10 protein-coding genes are annotated in these 11387 nt (G+C 63.4%); 4 read left to right on the top strand and 6 right to left on the bottom strand.

Annotation, left to right across the window (positions count from 1 at the left end; all coding sequences use genetic code 11):
* Window positions 1-264: hypothetical protein (locus AC1DD5_RS25375; RefSeq protein WP_441995931.1), on the top strand; the 264-nt coding region annotated here is incomplete at its 5' end.
* 82 nt (window positions 265-346) lie between these two features.
* On the opposite strand, the gene AC1DD5_RS25370 is transcribed toward AC1DD5_RS25375, so the two are convergent.
* Complete coding sequence (locus AC1DD5_RS25370; protein ID WP_223934473.1) at window positions 347-538, bottom strand: YegP family protein; 192 nt, start codon at window positions 536-538, stop codon at window positions 347-349.
* Between the two features lie 158 nt (window positions 539-696).
* On the opposite strand from AC1DD5_RS25370, the gene nboR reads away from it, so the two are divergent.
* Both nboR and AC1DD5_RS25360 read left to right on the top strand, forming a co-directional pair.
* The gene (nboR, locus tag AC1DD5_RS25365) at window positions 697-1335 is read left to right on the top strand and encodes a nicotine blue oxidoreductase (RefSeq protein ID WP_442003402.1); all 639 of its coding nucleotides are present in this window, start codon (window positions 697-699) and stop codon (window positions 1333-1335) included.
* 40 nt (window positions 1336-1375) lie between these two features.
* The gene (locus AC1DD5_RS25360) at window positions 1376-1858 is read left to right on the top strand and encodes a GNAT family N-acetyltransferase (RefSeq protein WP_442003164.1); all 483 of its coding nucleotides are present in this window, start codon (window positions 1376-1378) and stop codon (window positions 1856-1858) included.
* A gap of 47 nt (window positions 1859-1905) precedes the next feature.
* Here the strand turns inward: AC1DD5_RS25360 and AC1DD5_RS25355 are convergent, their stop codons facing one another.
* The 5 genes from AC1DD5_RS25355 to AC1DD5_RS25335 all read right to left on the bottom strand — a co-directional run bounded on the left by AC1DD5_RS25355 (window position 1906) and on the right by AC1DD5_RS25335 (window position 9440).
* The gene (locus AC1DD5_RS25355; protein WP_477523089.1) at window positions 1906-4770 is read right to left on the bottom strand and encodes a molybdopterin-dependent oxidoreductase; all 2865 of its coding nucleotides are present in this window, start codon (window positions 4768-4770) and stop codon (window positions 1906-1908) included.
* Window positions 4760-5695, bottom strand: coding sequence for an FAD binding domain-containing protein (locus tag AC1DD5_RS25350; protein WP_477523088.1), 936 nt, complete (start codon window positions 5693-5695; stop codon window positions 4760-4762). The genes AC1DD5_RS25355 and AC1DD5_RS25350 overlap by 11 nt, the downstream gene beginning before the upstream one ends.
* Window positions 5686-7002, bottom strand: a complete 1317-nt coding sequence (locus tag AC1DD5_RS25345; protein ID WP_477523087.1) for an XdhC family protein — start codon at window positions 7000-7002, stop codon at window positions 5686-5688. Before AC1DD5_RS25345 ends, AC1DD5_RS25350 begins: the two co-directional genes overlap by 10 nt.
* Before the next feature lie 348 nt (window positions 7003-7350).
* Window positions 7351-8940 (bottom strand): NCS2 family permease, encoded by a 1590-nt coding sequence (locus AC1DD5_RS25340; RefSeq protein ID WP_477523086.1) that lies wholly within the window; start codon window positions 8938-8940, stop codon window positions 7351-7353.
* Between the two features lie 5 nt (window positions 8941-8945).
* Window positions 8946-9440 (bottom strand): nucleoside deaminase, encoded by a 495-nt coding sequence (locus AC1DD5_RS25335; RefSeq protein ID WP_442003169.1) that lies wholly within the window; start codon window positions 9438-9440, stop codon window positions 8946-8948.
* A gap of 397 nt (window positions 9441-9837) precedes the next feature.
* Here AC1DD5_RS25335 and AC1DD5_RS25330 point away from each other — a divergent pair, with 397 nt between their 5' ends.
* Window positions 9838-11181 carry an 8-oxoguanine deaminase gene (locus AC1DD5_RS25330; RefSeq protein WP_477523085.1) on the top strand — a complete coding sequence of 448 codons (1344 nt, stop codon included), beginning with the start codon at window positions 9838-9840 and terminating at the stop codon, window positions 11179-11181.
* Window positions 11182-11387: the final 206 nt, after the last annotated feature.

Genomic DNA, 11387 nt, shown 5'->3' with positions numbered 1-11387 from the left:
ATGAAAGCCGTCCCCGACCAAATCCGCCAATTCATCCCCAACGACTTCGCCTCCCTCGGAGCAGACGGCTTCGGCTTCTCCGACACCCGCCAAGCCGCCCGCCGCTACTTCAAAAACGACACCCACTCCATCGTCGCCAAAACCCTCCAGTTGCTGGCGGCGAGGGGCGAAGTTGAGGAGGGCGCGCCGTCGTACGCTATTGACCGCTACAAGCTGCTCGACGTGAACGCGGGCACTACCGGCGGAGCAGGCGGCGACGCCTAACAACCCGCAGAAATACAGTTGGCGGCAGTGTTCGTGAAGAACACTGCCGCCAACTTGTTTTTGTGTGTAGTACCCGGGAGGCCTAGGTGCCCAGATTCCTCCGGTCTACGACGAATCCGGTTGCCGCGTTTTCGCGGACTGCGTTGATACCGGCCACGACGGCCTTCAAATTGGGAAACTGTGGCGACACTGCCACAACTGTGCCGTCATCGGCTGTGAGTCGGAACCTGAACGTGTTCGTCCCGGCCTTGAGTATTTCGAAACTGCCCGCCATCTTCCCCTTTTCCTCCACGCATCATTGCATTAGAGCGATTTGAACAATTCCCTACCGACAATAATGGCCGTCGGAACCTACCAACAGACCTACTGAGGAGTAGTTTGCAACCGATTTTGGTAGATGTCCCGGAAAGCTCTGAGCGAGCTACAGACCGCGTGCATGCCCGCGCGTATCGTGAGGATATGACTGGATCCGGCGTGGCGCCCACTACGGGCGTCCTGCTTGCCGCAGGGGCCGGTACGCGCTTGGGCCGCGGACCGAAAGCGCTGCTCCCCTACCGCGGCCGCACGCTGGTTGAGGTGCTCGCCGATACTCTCTTCGACGGCGGCTGCCGGGAGGTTGTGGTCGTGGTCGGGGCCGAGGCGGACCGCGTTCGAAGCACCACGGATCTACGGACGTACACCGTGGTCGAGAACGAGAACTGGGCCAAGGGCATGGCTGGTTCTTTCCGCGCAGGAATCGAGGCGGCCTCGCCGGGACACAGCATCATGGTGGCTCTGGTGGATCAGCCCGGTTTAACCCCGACGGCGGTCAGCAGGCTGCTGGGCAGCCACCGTCCAGGTCGCGTCACGGCAGCCGCCTACCCTGACGAGTCAGGGCACCTTAAGCGTCGGCACCCGGTGATTATCGACGTCGGGCTCCGATTCCAAGCTGCGGAAGCGGCGAATGGTGACACGGGGGCGCGATCATTCCTCAAAGCGCACCCGGGCTTGGTGGACCTGGTGGACTGCAGTGACCTCTGCTCCGGCGAAGACCTGGATACGAAGGACCAGTTGCACCTGCTGGAGGACTGACTGGAGGCTTGATCAATCCCGGGCCGGTAAGTTTGAATCCATGATCCAGATTGCACTTGACGATCCCACGCGCCCGGATGTCCATCAGCTCCTCAGCGAACATCTGGCGGACATGTTTGCGACGTCGCCCGCAGAGAGCGTGCACGCATTGGACCATTCGGCGTTGTCGCATGAAGCGATCACGTTCTGGACGGCCCGCGAAAACGGCGTGTTGCTGGGATGCGGGGCGCTGAAGGAACTGGCCACTTCTGACGGAGACGGCCGGTCCGGCGAGATCAAGTCGATGCGCACCACCGCCGCTGCCCGTGGGCGGGGAGTGGCCACGCTGATGCTCAAGCACATCGTGGCCGAAGCTGGCCGCCGGGGCTACGAACGCGTGAGCCTGGAAACTGGTACCGAAGATTACTTTGCGCCCGCGCGTCGTTTGTATGCCCGGCATGGATTCACCGAGTGCCCGCCGTTCGCCAACTACACCCTGGACCCGAACAGCGTGTTCATGGAGCTCGCCGTCTCCCCCAAGTAGCCGTCCCACCCAAGTAAGCAAGGGGATCTGGGTTAATTGGGGTGGGGTTAGACGGGTGCAGTGGTGCGGTCGCGGAGGGCCAGGTAGATCTTGTCCCGGGCAATCGGCAGTTGGCCGAAACGGATTCCAGTGGCGTTGCGGATGGCGTTGGCCAGCGCGGGTGCCACGGGGTTGAACGGGCTCTCGCTCATGGACTTGGCGCCGAGGGGTCCGGTGGAGTCGTTGGTAGTGGCGAAATAGACCTCGCTCCGCGGCACGTCCGCGAATGACGGAATGTGGTACTGCCGCAGGATATCGGTGGTGACGTGTCCGGCGTCGTCCACTTTCACTTCCTCATAGAGCACCGCACCAAGCGCCTGCGCGATACCGCCTTCGATCTGCCCACGGCACTGCCGCGGGTTCACCACAACGCCGGCATCTGCGGCCTGCACGCTCTGCAGAATCCGCAGCTCACCCGTTCCCGTGTTAACAGCAACGCGGAAACCGTGGACATTGAATGCGACTGACCGCGGCGTTCCTCCCCAGTTGCCATCGGTGGCGAGGCGAACGCCTTGGAGACGGGCGGCGTCGTAAATTTCCTTGAGCGGAACCACGCGGTCGCCGCACTCCACAGCTCCGTCCACCAAGCGGCAATCAGTCAAAGCAGCCCCCGTCAGCGAAGCCGCAACGGTCTGGATCCTGGTGGCAAGCTCGAGGGCTGCGCCGAGCGTCGCCTTGCCGGCCACCACTGTCCCGGACGAACCGAACGCGCCGGTGTCGTGCTCCACGAGGTCCGTATCGGACTGACGGACGGTAATTTTTGAGGCGGCTGTCGCCAGCGCAGTAGCGGCGAGTTGCGCATGCACGGTTGTGGTGCCGTTCCCGAACTCTGCAGTACCGACGTCGACGGCGAACCTTCCGTCCGCTTCCAGGCTCACCCTGGTGTGGGCGAAGTGGCCGCGCGGCGGAACGGTATCGATCATGGAGAGGGCCGAGCCCTCACCGACGACCCAGTCGGGGCCGAGGTCCTCCAGGCCAGCGGCCCGGTAACGCTCCTTGCCCCGGTCAAGGGCATCCCGGACCAGGGCCACACACTGGTCCAGGCCGTAGCTACCGTAATGGACGTCTTCCTCAGGTTCGGGTGTTGTGGAGAGCATGTGATCGCCTGGACGGACCATGTTCTTGAGCCGGAACTCGAGCGGATCCATGCCGATGCCGATGGCAAGTTCGTCGACGGCGGACTCGATCGCGAAGATCATCTGGCTCAACCCATACCCTCGGAAAGCACCAGCGGGAACGGTGTTGGTGTAGACGGCTTGGGCGTCCACTTTCTTGTTGACGCATTTATAGACGGCCAGCGACTCGCCACAACCATGGAACATCACCCCGGGCGCATGGTTTCCGTAGGCGCCGGTGTTGGTGATGACGTCCAGTTGAAGGGCGGTCAGGTATCCGTCCCGGCTGGCTCCCGCCTTCAAGTGAATAGTGAAGGGATGGCGCGTTGTAGTGGCCGTGAACTGCTCGGTCCGGGTGAACTCCACCTGCACCGGCCTCCGCAGCGCCAAGGCCGCGAGAGCCACAAGATCCTCGGTGAGGACCTCCTGCTTGCCGCCGAAACCACCCCCGACGCGGCCAGCCACAACACGAACAGTCTCCTCCGGCAGATTAAACAGTCGCATCAGGGTGCGCTTGACCAGGAAGGGAACCTGCGTGGAGGAACGGACAACCAGCCTGCCGTCCTCGTCCAGCCAGGCAATGGACGCGTGCGTTTCCATCGCGACGTGCTGAACCCTTTGCGTCTTGTACGTGTGCTCATGGATGAAGTCGGCTGCCGCAAAGCCGTCGGCCACGCTGCCCAGCTCGGCGTGGACCTCGGCCACCACGTTCTGAAGGGGCCGCGAGATTCTGGAATAAACGCCATCCTTGTCACCATGAATTGCAGGTGCCCCCGGAAGGATGGCCTCCTGGGGCGTGAACACGGATTCCAAAAGCTCGTACTCCACAGCAAGCGCTCGGGTTCCGGCCTCCGCAGCACCAACGGATTCGGCCACAACGGCAGCTACGCGCTGGCCGATGAACCGCACGACGTTGTCCAGCACGCGGGTGTCATCGGGGTCGTCCGTGAAGTGTTCGTGCTGGGCCGTCGAGAACAACTGCGCTGGTGCATCTTCATGCGTGAAAACAGCGACGACGCCGGGAACCGCAAGTGCCGCGGTCTTGTCAATGGAAACGATCCGGGCGTGCGGATGCGGCGAACGCAGGAGCTTGAGGTGCAGTAGGCCGGTCAGCTGCTCAGCCGGGACGTCCAGGGTGTACCGGGCAGTTCCAGTAACCACGGCTTGGCCGGCGGGTGCGGGCACGTTGTCCCCGAGCTGGCCGGGTGTGGCTTCCACGGCGGTGGGATTTCCGGCCGCAGGATGCCCGGCTGCAGGATGCCCGGCTGCAGGCGGCTGTGCCCCGGAAACGTTAGTTCCGGCGTCGTGCTTGTGCCCGCCGCCGTGACCATCAGCATGACCGCACACGGCGTCGGCGATGGAGCGGTAGCCCGTGCAGCGGCACAGGTTGCCCTTGAGGTTGCGGGGCAGGTTGGCCCGTTGCTCGTCGTCGAAAGTGGCTGCCGTCATGACCATGCCAGCGGTGCAGAAACCACATTGGAAACCCTGGGCTTCGAGGAACTGCTCCTGCACAGGGTGAAGGTTTTCGCCGGTGGAGAGACCTTCGATCGTGGTCACGGCTTTGCCCTCGGCGCGGAGAGCCGGATAGATGCAGCTGTGGACGGGCGTGCCGTCGACGTGCACAGTGCAGGCGCCGCAGTCACCGCCGTCGCAGCCCTTCTTAACGCCGAAGTTCCCCTGTTCCCGGAGGAAAGTGCGCAGGCATTGGCCGGGGCGGGGTGTGGCCTGAGAGGCAGCGCCGTTGATCTCAATTGCCATGGGAGGCCTCCTTCTGCGGGTTGTTGTGTGCGGGTTGCGTGGATGGTTGCGGCGAGGTGGCGTGCGGCGGCCAGAAATCGCCTGAAACGACCATCGACTCGCCCAGCAGCTCGGCCCGGATTTCCTCGGCCAGTTTGAACGTCATATCGCGGCGCCACTCGGGGAGCCCATGGATGTCATCGTGGTACAGCGGCCAGGGAATGGAATCCCCGACGGCGTCAGCCAGCATCCCGGCGTCGGGAACCTGGCCGGCGGGGAACCGTAGTTGGACGGGCTTTTTGGTGGAGGCGGTGACCGTGATGACCAAACGGCCGTCGGGATCGAGGCGTCCGATGAGCAGCACGCCGGAGCGGCCAAGGTTGCTCAGCGACAAACGCCGGAAGGCGACCCGGGCGGAGAGTGCCGCGGCCGGAAGGTGGATGCTGCGGAGCAACTCCCCCGGGGCAAGGACATTCTCCATGTCCCCGGTGACGAAATCGGCCACGGGTACGCTGCGGCTGCTGCCGTCCGGGCTCTGGATGGATGCCATGGCGTCGAGCCCGGCACACAGCGAAATCATGGGGCCAGCCGGCAAGGATGTGCAGAGGTTGCCGCCCACCGTGGACATGTTCCAGATCTTGAAGGACGCCACAAACGAGTCGCAGCAAGGACGGATCAATGCCAGGCCGGGCCACTCACGGTTGGCTATTTCCGCGGACGCCGGCAGGGCGTAGAGCTCGGCAACAGTGCAGGTTGCGGCCAACTCGATGCCTTCATCGGTCACGGTAATGGCCGGCCAATCCGCTTGGCCCAAATCAAGGAGCCGTTTGAGGACAGTGCTTCCATAGGAGAAGAGGACAGTCCCTCCGGCGAGCCAGGCATCGCCGTCGCGCCATTGAGAAGGATCCGTGGTGGGAACCACGGCCTCGATGGTGTTCATGTCCATGGGTCCTCCTGAGTGAGGTGTTGCGGTGCTGGGTGAATCGGCGCTGGGTGAATGGGTGCCGCGTGAATCGGGCCGGTGCTGTCCTTCAGCGAGGGAAAGCCTGCGGCTGTGTGGCCGGTGACTTTGTGGCCCTTGACTTTGGGGCCCGTGACTCTGTGTGCGGCGCCTCCCCGCTCGGCGATGATTTCAGCCGTAATGGAGACTGCGACTTCGGCTGGTGTCACTGCACCAAGGTCTAATCCGATCGGAGAATGCAGGCGTTCGAGCGCTTCGGAGGGCGTGCCCGCCTCGAGCAGGGCGTCAACCCGTTGCCGGTGGCTGCGACGCGAGCCCATTGCGCCGACGTAAGCCAGGTCTAAGCGAAGCGCTGTTTCAAGCAGGGGAATGTCGAACTTTGGATCGTGGGTCAGGACGCACACCACGGTCCGGGCGTCGACTCGCCCGGCCGCTGCTTCGGCTTCCAGATAGCGGTGCGGCCAGTCGGTGACCACCTGGTCCGCACCGGCGAAACGGCCCTGCTTGGCAAACGCAGGGCGGGCATCACACAGGGCGACGTTGTAGCCAAGCAACTGTCCGACGGGGAGCAACGCGGCACCGAAGTCGTTTGCGCCGAAGATGAGCATCCGCGCGGCCGGCAAGCGGCTTTCCACGAACAAGGTGATGGGCTCGGGCTGCGTTATTTCTTCCGGGCCGGCCGACGCCCATCTGTCCACGGTCACCCAACCATCGATGCAGCCTTCGGGTGCTCCCAGCCGGACCAACCCCGTGCGTCCGCCTTGCAGCAGCGGCTCAACCTGGGCCGCCGCAGCCATCAAGGTGGCGGGATGATCGCCCACCAACCGGGCCAGTTGCGTTGATTCCATGGCGCGGAACCGAACAGGATCATCAACGACCACCGCTCCCCCTCCTCCACCGAGCCTGCGGATGAGGGCCAAGGCCGTGGGTTCGTTTGATACAGCGATGTCCAACAAGGCCATTTCGCCGGAATCGCTACCCAGTGGCTGGATATGGACTTCCAGTTCTCCTCCACAGGTGAGTCCGACGGCGAACGCGTCCTCGGCACTGTAGCCAAAAGACTCAAGGCGTGGACCGCCGTCGCGCATTGCTTCCAAGGCTGCCTCAACGACGGCCCCTTCCACGCAACCGCCGGACAGGCTGCCCAGGATTTCGCCATGTTCGGAGACCATCATGGAAGTCCCCATGGGGCGCGGGACTGAGCCGCCGGTCCCTACGATCGTGGCCACAGCGCATCGTTGGCCAGAGACCGCAGTCCGCCAGCTGCCCAGTGAAGGCATCAGATCCAGCATGGCAACACGTCCTTTTTCCAGGTGTCCCGGCCAGGTGGCCCGGCCGGAGCAGTGCGCGATCTTGCCCTCATAATCTCATTTCCAGAAGGTGTTGAGGGGTAGTCGCGGTTATTGAATAAGAGTTCATAGGAACGGGGGCAAGGGCTTCATCTCCCTGCCCCCGTTCCCTGACGGAGCACCAGCGCCCGTTCCTGAATCATCAGGGCCGCCGCCCGCCGTCGTGCCTGCTCCGGTGGTGCTGTTCGGTCAGGGACCACGACGACGGACGCCTATTCGTGCGGTGGGTGCGGATGGACCGCCGTTCGAAGTGCCGGATAGGGACCCGCCGGCGCGGGGTTGGGCTCCGGGCTAGACGCCCATCAAGGCGTTGATCGGGCCGCGGGCGAAGTAGATGATGAAGCCCGCCGTGACCACCCACATGAGCGGGTGGACCTTCTTGGCCTTGCCCGATGCCGCGCTGATCACCGCGAAGGAGATGAACCCGACGCCGATGCCGTTGGCAATGGAGTAGGTCAGCGGCATGGTCACGATGGTGAGGAACGCCGGCAGGGCGATGGCGAACTTGGTGAACTTGATCTCGCGGATCTGAGCCATCATCATCGCGCCCACCACCACCAGCGCTGCGGCAGCCACTTCCAGCGGGACAACCGAGGTGAGCGGCGTGAAGAACATCGAACCCAGGAACAGCAGGCCAGTGACAACCGAGGCCAGACCTGTGCGGGCGCCCTCGCCGATTCCTGCTGCGGAGTCGATGTAGACGGTGTTGGATGAACCGGAGGTCCCGCCACCCACCACTGCACCCATGCCTTCAACGATGAAGGCCGACTTCAGCTTGGGGAACGTACCGTCCTTGTGTGCCACGCCTGCGCTCTTGGCCAGGCCCGTCATGGTGCCCATGGCGTCGAAGAAGTTGGTGAACACCAGGGTGAAGACCAGCATGGTCGCTGCCAGTCCGCCGATCCTGGCGAACGAACCAAAGAGATCGAACTGGCCTACCAGGCTGAGGTCCGGGACGGACATCAACTGGCTGGACAGGATCGGCACGTTGAGGTGCCAGCCGCCGGGGTTATCGGCGGTGCCCGGACCAATGTGGAACACGGCCTCGGCTACAGCGGCGAGGACTGTTGTGGCGACGATGCCAATCAACAGGCCGCCTTGGATCTTGCGTGCCACGAGGATACCCATGACCAGCAATCCGATGATGAAGACCAGAGTTGGGATGGAGGTGATGGAACCATCCGTGCCGAGCTGGACCGGCGGGCCGCCCTTGGTGGGGCGGACAAAGCCGGAGTCGACGAAGCCGATGAAGGCGATGAACAGGCCGATGCCAACGGTGATGGCGGCCTTGAGTTCCTTGGGGACTGCCTTGAAGATCGCCGTCCGGGCACCGGTGGCGCCGAAGAGAACGATCAGGATGCCGTTGATGACCACCAGGCCCATGGCTTCTGGCCATGTGACTTCCTGGATGACCGCGACGGCGAGGAAGGAGTTGATGCCCAAGCCGGCTGCGAGGCCGAAGGGAAGGTTGGCCACAAGTCCGAAGACGATGGTCATCACGCCGGCGGTCAGGCCAGTCACTGCGCCCACCTGTGCTGCCGAAAGCCAGCCGCCGGCCACATCCACAGGGGCGTTGTCTGCCGAGAAGCCGCCCAGGATGAGCGGGTTGAGGATGACGATGTACGCCATGGTGAAGAACGTGACCAAGCCGCCGCGGAATTCGCGGGCCAGCGTGGAACCACGCTTGGTGATCTGGAAGAACTTATCCAGGAAGGAGTTCGACACCGGCGGCTTGCTGTTGCCATCTGCCAGGCCGGTTGCCGTGTGCTTTGCGTTTGCCGCTGTGGGCTCTGCGCTCTTGCCTCCGTTGGGGAGGAGCGCAGCCTGCTTTTCAGCTGCGGTCTGCATTTCTGCGGGATCCAGGATTGTCATGTCAGCCACCGGCCCTAGTAATCAATCCTGGAATCAAGCGTGTTCCATGTGGTGAACGGCTGGAGGGCCGCCGGAGCCTGGGGGTCACCCAGTTCCAGCTTGGCTACCGGCATCAGCGCGTCCCGGTTGTCGTTCTCGAAGAACTCGTAGAAGACGGCGTCATCGAAGCCAACGGATGCGGCGTCGTGACGGTCTGCGGCAAAGAACACGCGGTCAACGCGTGCCCAGAGTGCGGAGGCCAGGCACATGGGGCATGGCTCGCAGCTGGTGTAGAGGGTTGCTCCGCTCAAATCGAAGGTTCCCAGTTCGCGGCAGGCGTTACGGATGGCCGTGACTTCTGCGTGTGCGGTGGGATCGTTCGTGGCGGTGACGCGGTTGACGCCTTGGAAGGCTTGTCCATCCGCGGTAACAATGACGGCGCCGAAGGGGCCACCACTGTTGAGGACATTGGCTGTTGCCAGCTCAATGGTTGTGGCCAGGAATTGCTCGGCCGTGACGGTTGTACTCATGTTGCGACTTCCTTAGTGCTGAGGAAGCCAGGTGACCTGTTGGGGGCGCTACGGAACGGAGCTCCAGTTAGCTTGGTTACCAGGCTTCAGCATGTGCGATGAAGGTTAAGTTGCGCCTGGTAGATAGCTTCCCGAGGTCCGGGTGCCCGCCTTTGGCAGTTAGAGCGTAGCACCAGGTTTGTGAGCCGCGCCATAGTTTTTTGAAAATTTAATTTCGTCATACGAAATCTTGAGTGGCGACCGGATGTGACCGTGGGACGCCTGCGGGCGTTGACTGCCGTCGTCGTGCGTCTTACGCTTTTCGGACCGGACGCACTTGTTGGCTTCCGGCTCCTGGATCAGCAGACAGGGCCTAACTGAGCTGGAACGCATACATGCCGACCAGACAAGGACCCTCATGACCCCTCTTTGGATCAAGAACCCACTGGGTATCTTCACCGCAAACGACCTCGACGCCGGTGGCGGCTTGGTGGTCTCCGACGGGAAAATCTTGGAGCTCGTGCCGTCGGGCGGGCAGCCGTCGTTGCTTTGTTCCGTCTTTGATGCCTCCGCCCACGTGGTTCTGCCCGGACTCATCAACACCCATCACCACTTCTACCAAACGCTCACCCGCGCCTGGGGTCCGGTGGCCAACGCCCCGCTGTTCCCGTGGCTGCAAAATCTCTACCCGGTGTGGGCACGTTTGACGCCCCGGAGCCTTGAGCTTGCAGTGCAGGTTGCACTCGCCGAGCTTTTGTTGTCCGGCTGCACCACCGCCGCCGACCACCACTACCTCTTCCCCGACGGCATGGAAGACGCCATTGACATCGAAGTGGGCGCGGTGCGGTCCATGGGGATGCGGGCAACGCTGACCCGCGGGTCCATGACATTGGGAGAGGACGACGGGGGGCTGCCGCCCCGGACCACGGTCCAGTCACCCGAGACGATCCTTGCGGACAGCGAACGGCTGATTCGTGAGTACCACGAGACAGGTGATGGTGCCGTTGTGCAGATTGCTCTTGCTCCCTGTTCGCCGTTCTCCGTGACCAAGGAGATCATGGCCGAATCTGCGGCGATGGCTGAACGCTTCGATGTCCGGCTGCATACGCACCTCGCAGAGACCATTGACGAGGAAGACTTCTGCCAGTCCATGTTTGGGCTCCGGACCGTGGATTACCTGGAATCAGTTGGCTGGTTGGGGCCCCGGACCTGGCTTGGACACGGCATCCACTTCAACGACGACGAGATCGCCAGGCTGGGAGCCGCGGGCACCGCCGTCGCACATTGCCCAACCTCCAACATGCGCCTCGCCTCCGGGACAGCGCGAGTGCTGGAACTTGAAGCCGCCGGTGTGCCCGTGGGGCTGGGAGTGGATGGCTCGGCGTCGAACGATGCTTCCAACATGATCCTCGAGGCCCGTCAGGCACTGTATTTGCAACGACTCCGTTACGGGGCTTCGGTCCCGGTGGAGAGGGCACTTGTCTGGGCGACACGTGGATCCGCCGCCGTTTTGGGCCGCTCGGACATCGGGCAGTTGGCTCCGGGGCTTCAGGCGGACCTTGCCATGTTCAAGCTGGACTCGCTGCGGTTCTCCGGGAGCCATGACCCCGTGGCTGCGTTGCTGCTCTGTGGGGCTGATCGTGCCGACCGGGTGATGGTGGGCGGTGCTTGGCGCGTGGTGGATGGCGCGATTCCTGGGCTCGACGTTGCCGGGCTCATCGCTGAGCACTCGGCTGCGGCGCGGAAGCTGGTGGCGGGGTAGGTCTGGTTTTGTGGCGGCCGCCCGATTCGATGGTTCCCTGCGCACTAGACGGTAGGACGGTATATATCAAGCTGTTTGTGACAGCGGGGTGGGTTGTTTGTGGTTGATGCCGGCCCGGGGAGGGACTCCGGGTGCGGTGGGCCTGCGGCGGTAGCGGTGTGGGTTGCGGGCGTAGCAGGCATCGAGTGTTGTTTGCCGTTGCCGGC

This window comes from Paenarthrobacter sp. 10L420, from assembly GCF_056395385.1.
Note: the sequence above shows the minus strand (reverse complement) of the source record. Positions and strands in the feature narration are given on the sequence as shown.